Source organism: Pseudarthrobacter niigatensis (genome assembly GCF_030812615.1).
GTDB classification, from domain to species: domain Bacteria; phylum Actinomycetota; class Actinomycetes; order Actinomycetales; family Micrococcaceae; genus Arthrobacter; species Arthrobacter niigatensis.
The window spans coordinates 1-20,077 of the sequence record NZ_JAUSTB010000008.1 but is presented as its reverse complement, the minus strand read 5'-3'; the positions used below and the strand labels follow the sequence as shown (position 1 = coordinate 20,077).

Here is a 20,077-nt window from a genome sequence, read left to right as displayed (position 1 = left end):
GTGCGGCCGCTAGGCTGTAGCCGTGGACATGGATGCCTTCGCCGCCGTTAATGCGGACAAGTGGGCGCGGCTGCAGGAGCTTGCGGGCAAACGGAGGCTCACCGGCGCCGAGTCGGACGAGCTGTTGACCTTGTACCAATCAGCGTCCGGCCACCTGTCGCTGGTCCGCTCCATGGCCCCGGAGGGCGGCCTGTCCGCTTCCCTCTCTGCCACGCTGGCGCAGGCGAGGACCCGCTTTACCGGGGCACGGTCCAACGCGATGGCCGACCTCGCCAGGTTCTTTGTGGTGGCGCTGCCCGCCGCGCTGTACCGGCTCACGTGGCTCACCCTGGCGTGCGGAACGGCTTTCGTGCTCATCGCCGCCGCGTACGCGGCCTGGATCGGGACGTCACCGGACGCCCTCAGGGCCGTGGCGTCCGAGACCGCGGCCGCCCAGTACGTGGACCAGGACTTCATCAACTACTACTCGGAAAACCCGGCAGCGTCCTTTGCCGGCGCAGTGTGGACCAACAACGCGTGGATCAGCGCACAGGCCGTGTCCCTGGGGATCACCGGGGTCTGGGTGCCGATGATCCTGTTCGGGAATGCCCAGGGAGTGGGCGTTGCTGCCGGAATCTTCGCCGCCGCTGGTAAGTCCGACATTTTTTTCAGCTACATCCTGCCTCATGGGCTGATGGAGCTGACCGCCGTGTTTGTCGCCTCTGCGGCGGGGCTGCGGATCTTCTGGGCCATGGTCTCGCCTGGTCCGCAGACCAGGGGACGGGCGGTGGCCGAAGAAGGCAGGTCGCTGGTAACGGTGGCCCTTGGACTGGTCCTGGTCCTGTTCGTCTCGGGGCTGGTGGAAGGGTTTGTCACCCCCAGCCCGCTCCCTGCCTGGGCCCGGATAGGCATTGGCGCGGCGGTCCTCGGGGCGTACTGGACATACGTCCTGGTGTGGGGCAGGCGCGCTTTCCTCGAGGGGGAACGCGGAGACCTCCGCCGGGAGGATGCCGGGTACACGGAAATCGCTGCCTGAATCGTTGTAATCCAGCCGGGGTGGTTCCTCGCCCAGCGGAAGTTCCGGACGGTAGGCTCGTCAGCAGAATGAATCGCGCCGGCGGAATGGAACCGGCGCGGAACCCAACGGAAGTGACGCTGCTGTGAATGACGAAACACCGGTCCGCGCCAAAAGCGCTGCGCCGCAGCCGGAGCCTTTGCTGGATACGTCCGGGGATTCCGACGAGCCCGCGTTCTCCTGGCTGACGCCTGCTGACGCGGACACGAACAGTGGGGAAGAGCCCCGCGGGGACAAACTTGGTGGGGAAGAAGCCGGCCGGGACAAGGCGGCCCGCCAGGAACCTGCGGCAGAGGGCAAAACCCCGCAGCCGGAAACCCGGGCCCACCGCAAGGCCGCCGAAGCCGCCGTCGAAACCTCCGCTCCCGGAAGCAACACAGCCGGACGTCCGGGCGCCGCATCGTCGGCTGCCGCCTCTTCAGCGGACGAGCCGGCCGGGAGCCCCGGTTCGCCGGTGTTCAAGGAACCCCTTCCTACCTCTGCGCTCCACGTCCGTCCTCCCGAAGAGGAAGTGGAGCGCCGCAACGCCCAGCGTGAAAGCGCAGCGAACGCCAAGCCTGTGGCGCCGCGCTTCATGCAGGTCCTGCTCGCGATCATCTACCCGTTCATCCTCCTGATCGTGGCCGTCCGTGCGGTCACCACCCCGCTCTTCCTTTGGGTGGAGTACAACCGCCCAGGGTTCCCGGGCGACGGCTACGGATTCAGCACCGACGACAGGATGACCTACGGCTCCTACGCCGTGGATTACCTCCTCAACTGGGCCGGCCCCAGGTACCTGGGCGACCTGGTGCAGCGGAGCGGGGAAAAGCTCTTCAAGGACGGCGAAGTCAGCCACATGGCTGACGTCAAGGCCGTCATCCTCTCCACCGTCGGCGCGGGTGCGCTGCTGCTGCTCCTGGCGTTGATCGCCATCCTGTACCTGCGCAGGCGCAGCACCGGCGGGGTCCGGCGAGGGCTCTTCGCAGGCTCCATCATCACGCTGGTCCTGATCCTGGGCCTGGGCACACTGGCGGCCCTGGGCTGGCAGCAGTTCTTCACCGAATTCCACCGCGTCTTCTTTGCCGACGGGTCCTGGACCTTCAGCCTGGACGACACGCTGATCAGGCTGTTCCCGAGCCAGTTCTGGATCGACGCCGGCATCGCCATTGCGGGCCTGGTTCTCCTGGCGTCCCTCGTGACGCTGGTGCTCACGTGGCCCACCCGGCGCCGCCGCGGCGTTGCGCCGGAGGCCCGGGAGGCGTTGGCGGAGCAGGAATTGGTGGATCAGCCGTAAATTTTGGCGATTTCCGCCTGGTACTCCGTCACCACGGCGGCCCGCTTCAATTTGAGCGACGGCGTCAGGTGCCCGGACTCCACAGTGAACTCGGCGTCAAGCAGCCTGAAGGTCCTCACCGACTCGGCCTTTGACACCGTCCGGTTCGCAAGGTCCACCGCCTCCTGGAGGGCGGCCAGTATCAGGGGGTCGCCGGCAGCTTCCGTGAGGGGGAGCGGGGGCAGGCCCCGCTCTGACCGCCAGTTGGCAACCCCTTCCGGGTCCAGGGTCAGCAGGGCTGAGATGAAGGGCTTGCCGTCGCCCACCACCACCGCATGGCCTACCAGCTGGTGGGTGCGGATCTTCTCCTCGAGGGGTCCGGGCGCTACGTTCTTGCCGCCGGCGGTCACCAGCAGGTCTTTCTTCCTGCCCGTGATGGTCAAAAAGCCGTCCTTGTCCAGGGCGCCCAGGTCACCGGTGCGGAAGAACCCGTCCACGAACGATTCAGCATTGGCTGCCGGGTTGTTGTGGTAGCCCTTGAACACGCCAATTCCCTTGACCAGGATTTCGCCGTCCTCGGCCACCCGGATGGTGGTCCCGGGCACGGGGATCCCCACTGTTCCCACTTTGGTCCGGGACGGAGTGTTGGCTGTGCAGGGCGCTGTGGTTTCGGTCAGCCCGTAACCTTCGAGGACGGGAATGCCTGCGCCGCGGAAGAAGTGTGCGTCATCGGAGGCCAGGGGGCTGGCGCCGGAGACGGTGTATCCAACCTCTCCGCCCAAAGCCTGGCGCAGGCGGGGATACACCAGGCGGTCATACACGGCGTGCCGGGCCCTGCTGAGCAGGCCGGGGCCCGGACCGTCGCCGCGGCTCTGCCGGTCCTGTTCCCGGGAGTACCCGATGGCGGCGGCCGCCGCGGCATCGAACAACTTTCCCTTGCCTGCGACGGCGGCCTTGTGCGCGGCCGTTGCCCGGACCTTTTCGAAGATGCGGGGCACCACCAGCAGGAAAGTGGGCCGGAACGACCCAAGGTCGTCCAGGAGCTGCGCCGCGCCCGGGGTGTGCCCCAGGGTTGCCCCCGCTGCGAGGCACACCACCTGGACGGCCCGGGCCAGCACGTGGGCCAGCGGCAGGAACATCAGGGTGCGGGCCTGGTCCTTCTGCAGGATTTCCGGCAGGAACGCAACGATGTTCCGGGCCACCAGGGCGAAGTTACCGTGCGTGATCTCGCACCCCTTGGGTTTGCCAGTGGTGCCGGACGTATACACGAGCGAGGCGAGATCGGCCAGCCCTGCGCGGCTCCGCTGGCGCTCCAACTCGGCGTCGCTGACGCCCGTGCCCGCAGCGGCGAGGCTGGCAAGGTCCGGGGCCTCGCCGTCGTAATCCATCCGCACCACGTTGACCAGGCGGTCGCTGAGCTCGGCGGAACCTGCCACCACGCCGCTGACGAGCTGTACAGTGGCGCGGTCGCCGGCGAACACGCGGCGGACTCCTGCGTCCTGGATGATCCACTGCACCTGGCTTGCGGAGGACGTTTCGTAGATAGGTACGGTGACGCCGCCGGCAAACCAGATGGCGAAGTCCACCAGAGTCCACTCATAGGAAGTTCGGGACATGACCGCCACGGTGTCGCCGGGCTCCAGGCCGCCGGCGATCAGGCCCTTGGCCAGGGCGCTGACGTCCTGCAGGAATTTCTGCGCGGAAATGTCCACCCAGCCGTTGGGCCCCCTCCGCCGGTACAGGGCGTGGGCCGGGTTGGCGGCGTGCTGCTCCAGCAGCAGGTCAGTCACGTTGCTGTTGGCGTCAACCTCAACCAGCAGTTCCGTGCTCGCTTCTCTCACAGCAGGTCTCCGTTTCCGCTGCCACGCCGCGGCAGCGGCTCCTTCAGGTCTCCCTTGCCATCCTGCCCTAGATCCAGGATGGCATCCACATCCGCACCTTCCAGTCGACGTACGGGATCACTTCGGCGGTCCAGATCGGGTAGAAAAATGCCGACAGCAGGACTGCCGCCGCCAGGAACAGCACCACCAGGTACAGGCCCGAGCGCCGGCGCCACGGGGGATCCGAGGACCGGCCCAGGACCAGGCCGAGGCAATATACCAGGGCAAGGACCAGGAACGGTTCGAAGGACACCGCGTAGAAATAGAACATGGTCCGCTCGGGATACATGAACCACGGCAGGTAGCCCGCGGCGACTCCGGCGAGCACCGCCCCGGCACGCCAGTCCCGGCGTCCGGCCCACCAGAACAGCAGGACCAGCAAGGCAATGGCGGCTGGCCACCAGACCAGCGGGTTTCCCACGGACAGGATGGCAGAGGTGCATTTCTCCACATTGCAGCCGGGGGTGCCCTGGGGCGGGGACTCATAGAAGAAAGACGTGGGCCGCCCCATCACCAGCCAACTCCAGGCGCTGGCCTGGTAGGGGTGCTCGGAGCTCAGGCCCTGATGGAATTTGTACGCTTCCAGGTGGTAGTGGATCAGGGACCGTACGGAGTCCGGGAGCCAGCTCCATTCCGCCGCCGGGTTGCTTTCCGCCCAATGGCGGAAGTAGGCGTTGTCCGACAGGAACCAGCCTGTCCAGGTGGCCGAGTAGACGATCCCTGCCACGGGGACCATCCCCAGGAAGGCCGGGATCCCGTCCCGGATAGCTCCGCCGCTGATCCAGCCGCGGATGCCCGCCACACGCCTGGCATTGAGGTCCCACAGCACCGTGAGGATGCCGAACCCGGCCAGGAAGAACAGGCCCGACCATTTTGTTCCCACGGCCAGTCCCATGCAGACCCCGGCGGCAACCCGCCACCAGCGCACGCCCAGCCATGGTCCGGCCAGCAGCGCCGCGGCCGGGGGCTGGCCGCCGTTCGCGGCAGCGGCGCGGGCCAGCCGGTGGGCCAGGCGGCGGCGCCCGTCATCGCGGTCCATCAGCAGTGCCCCAAAGGCGGCGAGGACCCAGAACGTGAGGAAGACATCCAGCAGCGAGGTGCGGGACATGACAAGGTGGTGGCCGTCGACGGCGAGGAGCAGCCCTGCGGCGCCGGCCAGTGGAAGCGAGCGGAACAGTTTCAGGGCGATCAGTGAGACCAGCAGCACGGTCAGGGTGCCCGTGAGGGCCGCCGCGAAGCGCCAGCCAAAGGGGTTCTCCGGCCCAAAGAGCCACATGCCGGCCGCGATCATCCATTTGCCCACCGGCGGGTGGACCACGTATTCGGGGGTGTTCAGCAGGACGTCCGGATTTCCGGCGTTAAAGGAATCGTTGGCCTTGTCCGGCCAGCTGCGTTCGTAACCGCTGATGAGGTAAGAGTAGGCATCCTTGACGTAGTACGTCTCGTCGAAGACCAGCTTGTGCGGCACTTCCAGGCGGACGAAGCGGAGGAGGCCGGCGACTACCGCCGTGAGGGCCGGAACCAGGATGAACCAGAGCCGGAGTGATGCCGGATAGTCGCGCCACGAGGTGGCGGTGCCGATGAGCCTCGCCTTGAGCGCTTCGACGGTGAACGCTTCGTCCGGCCGGCTGATCCAGGCCCGGGAAGTCGTCCCGGCCGTCTCTTCCGCAGTGGCGCCGGTTCCGGTGGAGGATGCCGCCGGGCTGGGTTTCCCGGCCCCGGCGGGCCGCGTCGAGGTCTGCGTCACGAGCCCCATGCTACCTTTTGCGGCTGGAAGACCCGGCAGCAGTAGGCTTGGTGGGTGGACCCGAACCCCAGCACCCTTCCCGAGCCCGGCCCTGCGACGGCAGGGCGGATTGTCCTTGCCGCCACTCCCATCGGGAACACGGGCGATGCCTCCGCCCGGCTGGTGGAACTGCTGGGAACGGCGGACATCGTGGCGGCCGAGGATACCCGGCGCCTCCACCGCCTGGTCCAAAGCCTGGGTGTCGCGGTTGCCGGCCGCATCATCAGCTACCACGAGCACAACGAGGCCACCCGGACGGCCGAGCTGCTGGACCAGGTACGTGCAGGCAGCACGCTGGTGATGGTGACCGACGCCGGGATGCCTGCCGTCTCGGACCCCGGGTTCCGGTTGGTGGAGGGGGCCATCGCAGCCGGACTCCCCGTCACCGCTGTTCCGGGGCCATCCGCCGTGCTCACCGCCTTGGCGCTCTCCGGCCTGCCCACGGACCGGTTCTGCTTCGAAGGATTCCTGCCCCGCAAGGCAGGCGAGCGGGCCTCCCGCCTGGCTGACCTGGCGGGGGAGCGGCGCACCATGGTGTTCTTCGAGGCCCCGCACCGGCTCGAGGCAATGCTGCGGGCCCTGCGGGAAAGGTTCGGCCCGGACCGCCGGATCGCAGTGTGCCGCGAACTGACGAAAACCTATGAGGAAGTCATCCGCGGCACGGTGGGCGAACTCCTCCAGTGGGCCGAGGACAACGAGGTCCGCGGCGAGATTGCCGTGGTCCTGGGCGGCGCCCCCGAACAGGCGGCAGGCACCCCGGAAGACCATGTGGCGGCGGTCAACGAACTGGTGGCCCAGGGCATCCGGCTGAAGGAGGCGGTCGCCGCCGTCGCCGAAGACGTCCGCGTCAGCAAGCGGGAGCTCTACTCAGCGGTCCTCGCCGCCCGCTAAGGCCCTAACAGGACGCCCGGCAGCCAACTCTGGAAGCATGGTGCCGTGCTGTGCAGCTGCACAGCACGGCAGCGAATCCGCAGTGCGCAACGGCGTAGACCATGGCAGGGCCCCGCAGTAGTCTGGCTGTTAATCAGCCCCATGATCCCGGTCACTCCGGCCGCGGCGACGGGCTGCCACAACCCTACCGACGAGGGAGTCATCGTGACTGTCACTGCACAGCCGGCCGTTACCGCCGAGCGCGAAACCCGGCTTTTGGCCTCCGTTCCCACCGGGCTGCTCATCAACGGTGAGTGGCGCGACGCCGCTTCAGGCAAGACGTTCGACGTCGAGGATCCCGCCACCGGGAAGGTGCTGCTGAGCATCGCCGACGCCGGCCCCGAGGACGGTGCGGCGGCCCTGGACGCTGCCGCGGCAGCCCAGGAGTCCTGGGCCAAGGTCCCGCCCCGCGAACGAGGCGAAATCCTCCGCCGGGCCTTCGACCTGGTGACGGAGAGGGCCGAAGACTTCGCCCTCCTGATGACCCTGGAAATGGGCAAGCCGCTGGCCGAAGCACGCGGCGAAGTGACCTACGGCGCTGAGTTCCTGCGCTGGTTCTCCGAGGAAGCAGTGCGTGCCTTTGGCCGCTACTCCGTTTCCCCCGACGGCAAGTCCCGCCTCCTGGTCACCAAGAAGCCGGTGGGTCCGTGCCTGCTGATCACCCCGTGGAACTTCCCGCTGGCCATGGCCACCCGCAAGATTGCCCCCGCCGTCGCGGCCGGCTGCACCATGGTGCTGAAGTCGGCGAACCTCACCCCGCTGACCTCCCAGCTGTTCGCCGCCGTCATGCAGGAGGCCGGCCTGCCCGCCGGTGTCCTCAACGTCATTCCCACCTCCACGGCCGGGGCTACCACCGGACCCCTCATCAAGGACTCCCGCCTCCGCAAGCTGTCCTTCACCGGGTCCACCGAAGTCGGCCGCCGCCTGCTGGCCGATGCCTCAGGGAACGTGCTGCGCACCTCCATGGAGCTCGGCGGCAATGCCCCGTTCCTGGTCTTCGAGGACGCCGACCTGGACGCCGCCGTTACCGGCGCCATGGCGGCGAAGCTCCGCAACATGGGCGAGGCCTGCACCGCTGCCAACAGGTTCATCGTCCACGAGTCCGTCGCGGCCGAATTCGCGGAGAAGTTCGCCGCGAAAATGAAGGAGATGACCACGGCCCGCGGCACTGAGCCAGAATCCAAGGTGGGGCCGCTGATCGATGCGAAGAGCCGGGACAAGGTCCACGAACTGGTCTCCGACGCCGTCGCTTCCGGCGCCAAGGCCGTCCTGGGCGGCGGACCGGTGGAGGGGCCGGGCTACTTTTACCAGCCCACCATCCTGTCCGGAGTCGCCGAGGGAACGCGCATCCTGTCCGAGGAAATCTTCGGCCCGGTGGCCCCGATCATCACCTTCGGCAGCGAAGACGAAGCTGTCCGCCTGGCCAACAACACCGAATACGGACTGGTTGCCTATGTCTTCACCAAGGACATCAACCGGGGTATCCGGATGGGCGAAAAGCTGGAGACCGGCATGCTCGGGCTGAACGCCGGCGTCATCTCCAACGCTGCGGCGCCATTCGGCGGCGTGAAGCAGTCTGGCCTGGGCCGTGAAGGCGGGCTGGAAGGCATCGAGGAGTACCTCTACACGCAGTACATCGGTATCGCCGACCCATACGCCGGCTGATTCCGGCTGGAGACCAGCACAGTGCCGGCCGGGAAATTTCCCGGCCGGCACTGCGCGTTCAGCCGCCGCGGGACCTGCTGCCGGCGTCGTCCGTTGCTGGCTCCGCCCGCCCCCCGGGACGCGGCAGGTGCCGGATGGTGCGGCCCGCTGCGCTGAACGGCATTCCCAGCAGCAGCCCCAGGCGGCGCATGACGGACCGGGGGAGCCATGAGGCCGCCCACCGCCTGGACCGGGTAGCGTTCGCCTGGAGGGACTCCTCCACGGCGGCAACCCCGGCAGCAAAGTCCTCGCCCGCCGGCCGTTCACTGCCGGGACGGCCGTACCTGTGCTGTTCGAAGCCTGCGGTAAGGGATGCCACCGCCACGTGGGCGTCCCGGTCCATACCGTCCGGCTCGCCCAGCAGCGCGCTGCGGAACCGGGCCGCATAGGTCCTCGGCGTCTCGCTCTCTCCGGGTGGCAGCCCATAGTCGGTGCCGAGGTCCCTCAGTTCGCTCCACGCCAGGGGGACTGCCAGGTCCGGACGCTTGGGGTGCAGCCGTCGCGACCGGGTGCCGGCGCGGACCATATGCGGGGCGCCGGCCAGGAGCAGCAGGGCGCCGGCTCCGGCCGTGCCGAGGAGCCAAGGCAGCAACTGCGGGCCGTCGCCGGTGCCGCTGCCGCCTGCGCCGGGTACGGGCTGTGCAGTTGCCGTGCCGGCCGGTGAGGGCACCGGGGCAATATCAGGAATGAGTCCGTCGTTGTTGCCCAGGGACTCGGCACCGGATGATGCCGAAGCCTCGGTGGCGTAGTCGGGAACAACTCCACGGGAGGGCGTTGGTTCGAACGCCACCCAGCCAAGCCCCTGGAAGTACAGTTCGGGCCAGGCATGGGCGTCGCGCGCATCCGCCTCGTACTCCGGGAGCGAGCCCTGCCCGGCCACCGTGATGCTGGCCCCGGTCAGCCTGCCCGGCGCGTAACCCACGGCAATCCTGCTCGGAATGCCTTCCAGCCTTGCCATTACCGCCATCGCGGAGGCGTAGTGGATGCAGTACCCACTCTTTTGCTGCAGGAAGTCGGCCAGGACCGAGAGCCCGTTGCCGTCGTAGCCGCCCTGCACCGGTGATTGGAGCGAGTAAGTGAACTCGGAGGACCGGAGGTACTTCTGGATGGCCATGGCCTTCTGGTATGGAGTCCCCGCGCCTCCAGCCACGCTCTGCGCCGTGGTTTTCACAATGTCCGGCACATTGCCCGGGACCCTGGTAAACACGTCGGCGATGCCCCGGGCCTGACCCGAGGATTGGGCCAGCAGGGCTGAAGTGAGCTTGGGCACCGCGGAGGTCACCAGGTATTCCTGCCGCCGGGTGGTGGTGTCAGTGCCCTTGATGCTCAGCGTGGCGGGATCCCAGGTCCACTGGCCGCCCAGGCCGCTGACGGTTTCCGGCGCATAGGGGACCGGGAGGTACGGGCTCGTGAAGGACCCGGCGTCGATGGCGGTGACAAGGCGCACCTGCTCGTCGGTGAGGACCGGATAGCCGGGGTCGATCCGGCCGTCCAGCGGAACCCTGGAGCCGGTACGGTCATCCGGGCCCCAGGAGTCGCCGTCGAAATTCTCCACCGTCACCGAGCGAAGGTAGAGAGGTACGGGCGAATTGGTGGCGTACGTGATCCTGCCGCTTCCGTCAGGGGTGCGCAGGCTGCTGCCCAGCGTGATCATCGGGTTGAGGCCGGTGGAGCTGCCCCACGGGTTCAGCCGTGATCCCTGCGGGAAGGTGCCACGGTCGAAGCCGGGAATGGCCAGGGGCAACACCAGGGTGGCGGCCAGGGCTACGGCGCCGGTGACGGCAGCCCGCCGCATCAGCCCCGGGCTGCGTGCCGACCCGCCCTGCACCCTGCCGTCCGGTGCGAACCACTGGCTGCAGGCAAGGATCAGCAGGTACCCCGCCGCCGTGGCAACGAAACTCCAGGCGCCCACACTCTGGGGTTTGATCATGGCCGGGACCACCAGCAGGGCCAGCAGCCCGACGCCGGAAGCCGCGGGCATGCCCAACGGCACCGCGAGGGCATCGACCAGGATGACGGCCAGGCCGAGAATGGCGCAGACCACCATGACAATTCCGGCGTTCGGCGCCACGGGCGCTGTCTCGGCCAGGACTGTTTCGCTGGCGCGCTGGATCAACTTGTCCAGCTCAGGCAGTGAGGCTCCGGTGGGGAAGACCCAAAGGAAACTGGAACTGCGGAAAAACGTCAGGGTCAGCACCCCGCCCAGGGCCACGAACCCGCCGGCGGTCACCAGCAGGGGCTGGGCGCGGACGGAACGGAGTGCTGCCATGGTGAAGGCCACCGCCACTACCGTGGTCATGGCGGCCCAGTACCAGTTCCAGCCGCGAAGGACGCCGTTCAGGGACAGGGCAGCGCCGCAGGCCGCCGCCGCAATGGCTGCCGCCATGGCCCAGGGATAGGCCCCCGGGCCCGTTCGCCGGGCAGGCACCCCGGGATTGTCGTGCGCTTGCTGCCCCTCACCCGTTGGCCGGGCCGGTGCCATGGTCATTTGGCCACCCCCGCTCCCCGGCGGACCTCCGACGCCGGCGCCACCGGGAGGGCCGGCTCCTGCCCGAACTGGCCCCACACCGCAGAAAGCCGGGTGTTGGGCCCCGCGGCCACTGCCCGCCAGCCGCCCTGCCGGAGTACCTCCAGGACATGCTGGAACTCCGCGGGACGTTCCACCGCCAGGAGGGCGAATGCGTCCGTGCCATATGCGGCAGCCGGAGCCAGGGCCGCCGCTTCCTCGCCGGTAATCCGGCCCAGCACTGCAATCAGCGGCCCCCGCATCCGGTGGGCGGAGAGCTTGTCCATCAAGTGGTCGTCAAAGGCCGGCGGCCCCTGGTCGATGCCCGGATGCGTCCGCGTTCCCGCGGCCCGGTGCTCCGCGGCACGCCCGCCTTTGTCCGGGAGTACGCCGTCCCGCCGTGGGTGGAGCGGGCCGGAGAGGTGGATCGCAGCCAGGCTTTCGGCGATCGACTGCAGGCCGGACGGGCCGCTGTACTCCTCGGCCGCCGGCTCGGGCGAAGAGGGCGAGTGCAGGAACGCTGGTTCGCCGCCGGCATCCAGCAGGCGAAGGCCGTAATTGCGTTCGGCCAGGTGCGCGCTGACGGACATGGCAGCAACAACCGACCATTCAAACGTGTCGCTGGTGGCCGGCGCATGCCCGTCGTGGCCCCGCAGCCCCGGGGACGAGGTGCCCGGCCCACCTGCGAACGCACCGGAACGGTGGTCCAGGATGATGGTCGCCTCCGGCGTAGTCACGGATTCCTCCTGCCGGACCATCAGGGCCCCGTGCCTGGCCGTGGCAGCCCAGTGGACCCTCCGCATCGGGTCGCCGTGGCGATATTCGCGGGTCATGACGTCGTCATCGCTCGGGTTCGCCCGGACCCGCGTGGCGGTGACGCCGTCGTTGCCCCGGGCTCCTGCCAATCCAGTGGCAGGCAGGACGACGGCGGCAGGCGTCACGGTGAGGACGTCGCCGTCGTCAATGGACCGCCGGTGCAGCGACAGACCGAAGGGGTCGGTGAACTCGGCCGTGACCGGTCCAATCCTGAACTGCCCGCGATACCTGGACGTGAGGTGGTATTCGTAGCGGCTGGTGCCGCCGGTGGCGGCGCGGGACGGGAACCGGAAGGCGGGTGGGTGGCCGAACTGCGCCGGGAGCCGCTCCTCCATGACCACCTGCCCGCTGCCCGGGCCGGTCCTGGCCACCGCGAGGGAGACCACCGCCGGCGCCGAGGTTTCCACCGGAGAGGGGTTGAATTCCCGGTAGACCCGGAAACGCGGTTTGACGAGGCGGACGCCGGCAAGGGAGACAAGGGGCAGCAGAAGCAGCAGCAGTGCCAGGGTCAGGAGGTCACGGCGTCCCATGACCTGGGCCGCAGCGAGCGCGAAGGCGCCTGCTGCCAGCATGCCCCACCCGCGCCTGGTGAACAGGTGCCGCGGGAGCTTGTCCAGGAGGGCCATGGCATCCGCCTAGCGGTTCCTGCTGCCGGCGGCGGCCCCGGCCCGGTCGGGCTGCCCGGCGGCAGCCTGCGGCACGGGCAGCCGGGACAGGATGCCCCGCAGGACGCTGTGCGGTGTTTCGCCGGCGCCGGCAGCCTTCCGGTCAAGGATGATCCTGTGCGCCAGGACTGCCTCTGCCACGTCGCCTACATCGTCCGGAAGGACAAAATCGCGTCCGTCCAGGGCTGCCGTGGCCTTGGCGGCGCGCAGCAGCTGCAGCATGGACCGGGGGCTCGCGCCGAGCCGCAGCAGCGGGCTTTCCCTCGTGGCCCTGCCCACTGACACCGTGTATTCCTTCACCGGCCCGGACACGAACACCTGCTGGACGCTGGCAATCATGGCGGCGACATCGCCGGCTGTGACCACGGGGGAGACGTTCGCCAGCGGCGAGACCGCCTGATGGGTCTCGAGCATCTCGATCTCGGCGTCCTTGTCCGGGTAGCCCATGGAAATCCTGGCCATGAAGCGGTCCCGCTGTGCCTCGGGCAGCGGATACGTCCCTTCCATTTCGATGGGGTTCTGGGTGGCCACCACCATGAACGGCTCATCGAGTTTGTAGGAGGTGCCGTCCACCGTCACCTGGTGCTCCTCCATGCATTCCAGGAGTGCGGACTGGGTCTTGGCGGATGCCCGGTTGATTTCGTCGCCGATAACAATGTTGGCGAACACTGCACCGGGCCGGAATTCGAAGAGCCTGGAGGCCTGGTTGTAGATGGACACCCCCGTGACGTCGGAGGGCAGGAGGTCGGGGGTGAACTGGATGCGGTTGACGGTGCAGTCAATGGTGCGGGCAAGGGTTTTTGCCAGCAGGGTCTTTCCGACGCCGGGCACGTCCTCCACCAGCAGGTGGCCCTGGGCGAGGAGGACAGTGAGCGCCAGCTTGGCGGCATCGGATTTGCCGTCGATGACCGTGTTGACGGTGGTCAGGATGCGTTGCGCGGCTGCGTGGAAGGCCCCGGACTCCATGGGTGCCGGCCTGTGGCCGTTCAGGTGGCTGACGGGATCGGCGACGCCGGCCAGGTTGAGGTTCGGTGCGCTTCCATTGTTGGCAGTGCGTCGGTGGGGTTCCATCGGCAACCTTTCAGCCCGGGTTTCACCTGGACGTGACAGCAAGCCTGCCTTCGCCCCTCGGTGGGCGTGCGCGTGTGTTCGTTCCAGACTACTAACACAACTGCCCTGCCTGACAGAGAGTTCCGGCAAATATGGGGGAGTCATGTGGCCGCTAGGCTGATTGGATGTGCGAATCGTCCATTCCCCCCGCCTACCGGGCGCCTGCCGCAGATGCAACCACGGATCCCGGCGCAGGACGCCGCAGGGATTTCCCGCCAGCGCCGGAACCGTTGCCGGTCCCGGTCATGGACAACCACACCCACCTGGACTTCCCGGAAGGAAAGGGCCCGGTAGGGGTCAAGGCTGCCCTCGACGCAGCAGAGGCCGTCGGGGTGCTGGGTGCTGTGCAGGTTGGCTGCGACCTGGAGTCCTCGCGGTTCACAGTGGAAGCGGTGGACCTGGACGAACGGCTCCTGGGAGCGGTGGCACTGCATCCCAACGATGCCCCGCAGTACGCGGCCCGGGGTGAACTGGAAGCGGCCCTTGCCGAGATCGAACAGCTCGCCGCGCATCCCCGCATCAGGGCCATCGGCGAAACCGGGCTGGACTTCTACCGGACGGAAGGGGCGGGGCTGCGGCACCAGGAGTACTCGTTCCGGCGCCACATCGATATCGCAAAGCGGCTGGACCTGACCCTGCAGATCCATGACCGGGACGCGCACGGTGACGTGGTCCGGGTACTCCGGGAGGAAGGGGCGCCGGAACGGGTGGTGTTCCATTGCTTCTCCGGGGATGAAGACCTTGCCAGGACGTGCAATGAGCAGGGCTGGTGGATGTCCTTCGCCGGCACCCTGACGTTCAAGAACGCTGCAAACCTGCGGGCCGCGCTCGCGGTCGCTGACCGGGAGCTTGTCATGGTGGAAACGGACGCCCCGTTCCTCACGCCGCACCCGCACAGGGGGCGTCCGAACGCGAGCTACATGGTCCCTTACACCGTGCGGGCCATGGCAGAATTGACAGGCTCCGACCTTGCCGCCCTGTGCACCGCAATCAGCGAAAATACCGTACGGGCATACGGATCCTGGTCCTGATCGCTGCCTGCCGCACCACCGCCGGCCGTATACCTGGTATGCAAAAATGTTGGCTGCTTTATAACGCTACGGTTACAGTGGACAACTATTAGCCGGGGTCGGGGAAGGCCAACGGGTAATTTCACTCCACTTGCAGCCGGCCCGGCTTGACCAATATCCGGCCATTCAGCTGTGCGGAGTGTGGCGGCGCACCGGTGCCCGGACCCTCCTTTCTTTCGAGGTTGCTCCGGGCATTTTATTGCGCATTCCCCGTGCCCGGATGGACCGAGAGTTACGGGCAATCGTGATCAAGTTCTTCACATCGGACGGCAAGTTCAGCTTTATTAAGGTTGGCGCCCAGCTGCTGGTGCTTTGCGGCCTGGTCGCAGGCCTCGTAGCCTTCGTGGGCAATAACAAAACAGTCACGCTCAACGTGGACGGCCAAGCGTCGTCCGTGCAGTCCTTTGGTGGAACAGTGGCACAGGTGGTCAAGAGCGCCAACCTGGACCTGAAGCCCGGCGACCGCGTCTCGCCCTCCCTGGACGCCACCGTTCAGGACGGCACCATCATCAACATCAACCAGGCCAAGGAAGTCAAGGTCAGCCTTGACGGGGCCGAGAAGACGGTCAACACCACGGCGCAGGACGTCGAGGACCTGGTGACCGAACTCGGTGTGGCCAGCGCCTCCTCCGTGTCGGCGCCGAAGGATGCCACCCTTGCGCTGGCTGGTTCCTACGTCGCCATTTCCACGCCCAAGACCGTCAGCATCGTTGCGGACGGCAAGGTCAACACGGCCACCACCACCGCCCCCACAGTGGGCAAGGTCCTTGAAGACTCCGGAGTGACCCTCGGCGCCAACGACCGCACCTCGCAGCCGGCCAACGCCAACGTGGTGAACAACATGGTCATCAAGGTTTCCCGGGTGGACACCGGCCAGACCGCGGTCACCAGCGAGGACGTCCCCTTCGATACGGTCACCGCCGAAAGCGCTGACATGCTTAAGGGTGAGAAGCAGGTGACCCAGGCCGGGACCGCTGGGAAGATCGAGCGCACCTTCAAGCTGGTGCTCGTGGATGGCCGGGAGGCCTCCCGCACCCTGGTGTCGGAGAATGTCGCAGTCCAGCCCGTCACCGAGAAGGTCACCGTGGGCACCAAAGCCAAGCCGGCCGTCCAGGCCGCGGCGGCCCCCGCCGCTGCAGGTGCCAACACCGGCGCGGCAGCACCGGCCATGATGAACGAGGCCATGTGGGACAAGATCGCCCAGTGCGAGTCCACCGGCAACTGGAGCATTAACAGCGGCAACGGTTATTACGGTGGCCTGCAGTTCGACATCCAGACCTGGATCGGCGCCGGCGGCGGCGCTTACGCGCCGAATGCAAGCCTCGCCACCAAGGCCCAGCAGATCGACATCGCCAACCGCGTTTATGCGCAGCGCGGCCTGTCGCCGTGGGGCTGCGGCTGGGCAGCCAGCCGCTGATCCGCACGGCACAAGCGCAGCTGACGGCAATGGCCGGCCCCGGGTACTCCGGGGCCGGCCATTGCCGTTAGCCGGAAGGGCCGGCGTGCCGCGCGGGATAGGATACCTAGGTGACTGAACCGATCCCCGCCGTGCCCGCACCGCTGTTCGGTGCCTCCGACATTCGGCGGATGGCAGCGGAAATCGGGGTCAGGCCCACCAAGACCCTGGGCCAGAACTTTGTCATTGACGGCAACACGATCCGCCGCATTGTTGCGGCCGCGGGCGTGCGGCCGGACGAAACGGTGCTTGAGGTCGGTCCTGGCCTCGGCTCCCTGACGCTGGGCCTGCTCGATGCCGCAGCGGCGGTCGTCGCCGTCGAGATCGATCCTGTCCTCGCCGCAAAGCTCCCCGAGACCGTGAAGGAATGGCGGCCCGCCGCCGCCAACGCCTTCCACCTGGTGCACGCCGACGCCATGAAGGTCACCGAACTGCCGGTGGAACCCACCGCCCTGGTGGCCAACCTGCCGTACAACGTGGCCGTTCCCGTGGTGCTGCACCTGCTGCAGCATTTCCCCAGCCTGAAGCACGGACTGGTGATGGTTCAGGACGAGGTAGCGGACCGCCTGGCCGCCGGGCCGGGATCCAAGACCTACGGTGTGCCGTCCGTCAAGGCCGCCTGGTACAGCCAGATGCGCAAGGCCGGTGTGATCGGCATGAACGTCTTTTGGCCGGCCCCGAAAATCCACTCGGGCCTGGTGGCCTTCACCCGCCGCGAACCACCGGCCACCACTGCCACGCGCGAGCAGGTGTTTGCCGTGGTGGATGCTGCGTTTGCGCAGCGGCGCAAGACGCTCCGTGCGGCACTGGCCGGCTGGGCCGGCGGAGCACCGGAAGCCGAACGCTGCCTGCTCGCGGCGGGCGTGGACCCCACCGCCCGCGGCGAAGTCATCGACATCGCCGCATTCGCCCGGATCGCCGAAGCCAGGGAAAACCGCCCGTGAGCGCGGCAGGGCGGTTCGCTGCCAGGACCGTCCGGGTCAAGGCGCCCGGCAAGGTCAACGTGTCCCTGGCAGTGGGGCCGCTGCGGGCGGACGGCTACCACTCGGTGGCCAGCGTCTATCTCGCGGTGTCCCTGTACGAGGAAGTGGCCGCCACCAGTACCGCTGCCCCCGGCATCACCATCAGCCTCAGTCCGGAAAGCACCCTGGACCTCGACGACGTCGACATCCCCCTGGACAGCAGCAACCTGGCCTACAAGGCGGCCGCCATCATGGCCGACGTCTCCGAACACGCCACCGGCGTGCATTTGGAGATCACCAAGCGGGTACCGGTGGCCGGCGGCATGGGCGGTGGTTCCGCCGACGCCGCTGCCACCCTCCTGGCCTGCGACGCCCTCTGGAACAGCGGGCTGTCCCGTGAGGAGCTGGCCCACCTCGCAGCGGAACTGGGCGCTGACGTGCCGTTCTCGCTCCTGGGCGGAACCGCCGTCGGCCTCGGCCTGGGGGACGAACTGTCTCCGGCCCTGGCCAAGGCGCAAACCCACTGGGTGCTGGTAGTGGCGAATTACGGCCTCTCCACGCCCGAGGTGTACCGGACCCTGGACCGCCTGCGCGGGGCCGGGGGAATCGACGCCGAAGAACCCACCGGGGTTGATCCGCAAATCCTCGCGGCCCTGCGGGGCGGCGACGCCGAGTCCCTGGGCCGCGTACTGGTGAACGACCTGCAGCGTGCCTCCATTGAACTCGCGCCTGCGCTGCGCGATACGCTGGGAATCGGTGAATCCCATGGCGCCATCGCAGGCATGGTCTCCGGATCCGGTCCCACCGTGGCGTTGCTGGCCGAGGACTCCGTTGCGGCCGCTGCCCTGGCAGAGGACCTGCAGCGCTACGGCCTGACGGCGCTCCCTGTCCACGGCCCGGTCCCGGGCGCGCGCATCATCTCCGACACCCTCCTTTAATACTTCCAGTCCGGCAGCAGAAAGCAGTTCCCTTGGCACACCTTCTTGGCGGCGAGAACCTCACGGTTTCCTACGCGACCCGCACCGTCCTGGACGGCATCACCCTGGGATTGGAGGAAGGGGACCGGATCGGCATGGTGGGCCGCAACGGTGACGGCAAGTCCACCCTGATGCGGCTGCTGGCCCTGCGCTCCACCCCGGACTCCGGCCGCGTCACCAAGCGCGGCGACGTCAATGTCGGGTACCTGGACCAAAGCGACGTGCTCGACGGCGACCTGACCGTCGGCGCCGCGATCGTGGGCGACCAGGCGGATTATGAGTGGGCGCGGAACCCGCAAATCCGCGAGATCATGGGCGGGCTGGTGTCCGACGTCGACTGGCATGCCAACGTGCACGCCCTCTCCGGCGGCCAGAAGCGGCGCGTGGCCCTGGCAAAGCTCCTCATCGAGGACCACGACGTCATCATGCTCGACGAACCCACCAACCACCTCGACGTCGAAGGTGTGGCCTGGCTGGCCCGGCACCTAAAGACGCGCTGGCGGCCCAACCAGGGCGCCTTCCTGGTGGTCACCCACGACCGTTGGTTCCTCGACGAAGTCTGCACCAAGACGTGGGAGGTGCACGACGGGATCGTGGACCCCTTTGAAGGCGGTTACGCCGCCTATGTGCTGGCCAGGGCCGAACGGGACCGGATGGCCTCCGTGGTCGAAGGCAAGCGCCAGCAGCTGGTCAAGAAGGAACTGGCCTGGCTTCGCCGCGGCGCCCCGGCCCGCACCGCCAAGCCGAAGTTCCGGATCGACGCAGCCAACGCGCTCATCGCGGACGTTCCGGCTCCGCGCGACTCGATGGCCCTGAGCAAGATGGCCACCGCGCGCCAGGGCAAGGACGTCCTGGACCTCGAGAACGTGTCCCTGAACTTCCAGGGCGATGAGGGCAGGAAGCTCTTCGACAACATCACCCTCCGCCTCGCACCGGGGGAGCGGCTCGGCCTGGTGGGCGTCAACGGCGCCGGCAAGACCACCCTCCTGAAGCTGCTCAACGGCGAGATCACGCCCGACGCCGGCCGGCTGAAGCGGGGAAAGACCGTGGTCACCGCGGTCCTCACCCAGGAAGTCAAGGAGCTCGACGACGTCGCTGACCTGCGCGTCATCGAGGTCATCGAGCGGGAAAAGCGTTCGTTCAACGTGGGCGGCAAGGAATTCACGGCCGGCCAGCTGGTGGAGCAGCTCGGATTCACCAACCAGAAGCAGTGGACACCCGTGCGCGACCTCTCCGGCGGTGAGCGGCGACGCCTGCAGCTCCTCCGGCTGTTGGTGGGTGAACCCAACGTGCTGATGCTCGATGAGCCCACCAACGACCTCGACACCGATACCCTCGCCGCCGTGGAGGACGTCCTGGACGGCTGGCCGGGCACCTTGGTGGTGGTCAGCCACGACCGCTACCTGCTGGAGCGCGTCACCGACCACCAGATGGCCCTGCTCGGCGACGGAAGGCTCCGCGGCCTTCCCGGCGGCGTGGACCAGTACCTCGAACTGCGTGAAGCGGCATTGGCCGGTTCAACCGTCACGGGCGGCGGAAACCCCGTCACCAGTGCAGCCCAGGCCGCGGCAGCAGCGACTGGCACGGGCCCCTCCGAGGCGGAGAAGCGGGAGGCCCGCAAGGCCCTCAACCGGATCGAACGGCAGCTCAAGAAGCTCGACCAAGACGAAAAGAAGCTTCACGACCTGATGCTGAAGACCACTGAAGCCGGCGACTTCGACAAGCTCGCCGACCAGAACAAGCAGCTCAAGGACCTCACGGACGAAAAAGACGCCCTGGAACTCGAGTGGCTGGAGTCCTCCGAGCTCCTGGGGGACTAGGGCGTGTCTCCTAAACCCTGCTTGGCTTAGCCGGGATGCTTGAGGGGTGTCTCGTACTTCTGTTTTGACTGATGGGCAGTGGGCCCGCA

At 67.9% G+C, this 20,077-nt stretch carries 14 protein-coding genes; 9 read left to right on the top strand and 5 right to left on the bottom strand.

Annotated features, from left to right (window positions below; genetic code table 11):
• The first annotated feature begins 22 nt into the window (after positions 1-22).
• Positions 23-1,015 carry a stage II sporulation protein M gene (locus tag J2T23_RS12820; RefSeq protein WP_307360502.1) on the top strand — a complete coding sequence of 331 codons (993 nt, stop codon included), beginning with the start codon at positions 23-25 and terminating at the stop codon, positions 1,013-1,015.
• Positions 1,016-1,139: 124 nt separating this feature from the next.
• A complete protein-coding gene (locus tag J2T23_RS12815; protein ID WP_307360500.1) occupies positions 1,140-2,327 on the top strand; it encodes a TIGR01906 family membrane protein in 1,188 nt (395 codons plus the stop codon).
• On the opposite strand, the gene J2T23_RS12810 is transcribed toward J2T23_RS12815, so the two are convergent.
• Entirely contained in the window at positions 2,318-4,147 is a 1,830-nt protein-coding gene (locus J2T23_RS12810) for an AMP-dependent synthetase/ligase (protein ID WP_307360495.1), read from the bottom strand. The genes J2T23_RS12815 and J2T23_RS12810 overlap by 10 nt on opposite strands.
• Before the next feature lie 67 nt (positions 4,148-4,214).
• A complete protein-coding gene (locus J2T23_RS12805; protein ID WP_307360494.1) occupies positions 4,215-5,942 on the bottom strand; it encodes a dolichyl-phosphate-mannose--protein mannosyltransferase in 1,728 nt (575 codons plus the stop codon).
• A 45-nt stretch (positions 5,943-5,987) separates the two neighbouring features.
• Here J2T23_RS12805 and rsmI point away from each other — a divergent pair, with 45 nt between their 5' ends.
• Positions 5,988-6,863: a 16S rRNA (cytidine(1402)-2'-O)-methyltransferase gene (rsmI, locus tag J2T23_RS12800; RefSeq protein WP_141161150.1), complete on the top strand. Its 876-nt coding sequence runs from the start codon at positions 5,988-5,990 to the stop codon at positions 6,861-6,863.
• A gap of 204 nt (positions 6,864-7,067) precedes the next feature.
• Entirely contained in the window at positions 7,068-8,567 is a 1,500-nt protein-coding gene (locus J2T23_RS12795; protein ID WP_307360491.1) for an NAD-dependent succinate-semialdehyde dehydrogenase, read from the top strand.
• Positions 8,568-8,625: 58 nt separating this feature from the next.
• Here J2T23_RS12795 and J2T23_RS12790 read toward each other — a convergent pair whose 3' ends face one another.
• The 3 genes from J2T23_RS12790 to J2T23_RS12780 are packed head-to-tail and all read right to left on the bottom strand — an operon-like array spanning position 8,626 to position 13,664.
• Positions 8,626-11,094, bottom strand: coding sequence for a transglutaminase TgpA family protein (locus tag J2T23_RS12790; RefSeq protein ID WP_307360489.1), 2,469 nt, complete (start codon positions 11,092-11,094; stop codon positions 8,626-8,628).
• A complete protein-coding gene (locus J2T23_RS12785; protein WP_307360487.1) occupies positions 11,091-12,554 on the bottom strand; it encodes a DUF58 domain-containing protein in 1,464 nt (487 codons plus the stop codon). Before J2T23_RS12785 ends, J2T23_RS12790 begins: the two co-directional genes overlap by 4 nt.
• Before the next feature lie 9 nt (positions 12,555-12,563).
• Positions 12,564-13,664, bottom strand: a complete 1,101-nt coding sequence (locus tag J2T23_RS12780) for an AAA family ATPase (protein ID WP_307360486.1) — start codon at positions 13,662-13,664, stop codon at positions 12,564-12,566.
• Positions 13,665-13,828: 164 nt separating this feature from the next.
• Here J2T23_RS12780 and J2T23_RS12775 point away from each other — a divergent pair, with 164 nt between their 5' ends.
• The 5 genes from J2T23_RS12775 to J2T23_RS12755 all read left to right on the top strand — a co-directional run bounded on the left by J2T23_RS12775 (position 13,829) and on the right by J2T23_RS12755 (position 19,988).
• A complete protein-coding gene (locus J2T23_RS12775) occupies positions 13,829-14,734 on the top strand; it encodes a TatD family hydrolase (protein WP_307360483.1) in 906 nt (301 codons plus the stop codon).
• Positions 14,735-14,993: 259 nt separating this feature from the next.
• Positions 14,994-16,190 carry a resuscitation-promoting factor gene (locus J2T23_RS12770; protein WP_307360482.1) on the top strand — a complete coding sequence of 399 codons (1,197 nt, stop codon included), beginning with the start codon at positions 14,994-14,996 and terminating at the stop codon, positions 16,188-16,190.
• A gap of 110 nt (positions 16,191-16,300) precedes the next feature.
• Positions 16,301-17,173: a 16S rRNA (adenine(1518)-N(6)/adenine(1519)-N(6))-dimethyltransferase RsmA gene (rsmA, locus tag J2T23_RS12765; RefSeq protein WP_141181057.1), complete on the top strand. Its 873-nt coding sequence runs from the start codon at positions 16,301-16,303 to the stop codon at positions 17,171-17,173.
• Complete coding sequence (locus J2T23_RS12760) at positions 17,170-18,129, top strand: 4-(cytidine 5'-diphospho)-2-C-methyl-D-erythritol kinase (protein WP_307360478.1); 960 nt, start codon at positions 17,170-17,172, stop codon at positions 18,127-18,129. The genes rsmA and J2T23_RS12760 overlap by 4 nt, the downstream gene beginning before the upstream one ends.
• A gap of 32 nt (positions 18,130-18,161) precedes the next feature.
• The gene (locus tag J2T23_RS12755; RefSeq protein WP_307360476.1) at positions 18,162-19,988 is read left to right on the top strand and encodes an ABC-F family ATP-binding cassette domain-containing protein; all 1,827 of its coding nucleotides are present in this window, start codon (positions 18,162-18,164) and stop codon (positions 19,986-19,988) included.
• Positions 19,989-20,077: the final 89 nt, after the last annotated feature.

What these genes read in the sequence shown, in the direction of transcription:
- J2T23_RS12805 (WP_307360494.1), bottom strand. Translation starts at nt 5,942, where the DNA reads ATGGGGCTCGTGACGCAGACCTCGACGCGGCCCGCCGGGGCCGGGAAA.
- J2T23_RS12790 (WP_307360489.1), bottom strand. Translation starts at nt 11,094, where the DNA reads ATGACCATGGCACCGGCCCGGCCAACGGGTGAGGGGCAGCAAGCGCAC.
- J2T23_RS12785 (WP_307360487.1), bottom strand. Translation starts at nt 12,554, where the DNA reads ATGGCCCTCCTGGACAAGCTCCCGCGGCACCTGTTCACCAGGCGCGGG.
- J2T23_RS12780 (WP_307360486.1), bottom strand. Translation starts at nt 13,664, where the DNA reads ATGGAACCCCACCGACGCACTGCCAACAATGGAAGCGCACCGAACCTC.
- J2T23_RS12775 (WP_307360483.1), top strand. Translation starts at nt 13,829, where the DNA reads ATGTGCGAATCGTCCATTCCCCCCGCCTACCGGGCGCCTGCCGCAGAT.
- J2T23_RS12770 (WP_307360482.1), top strand. Translation starts at nt 14,994, where the DNA reads ATGGACCGAGAGTTACGGGCAATCGTGATCAAGTTCTTCACATCGGAC.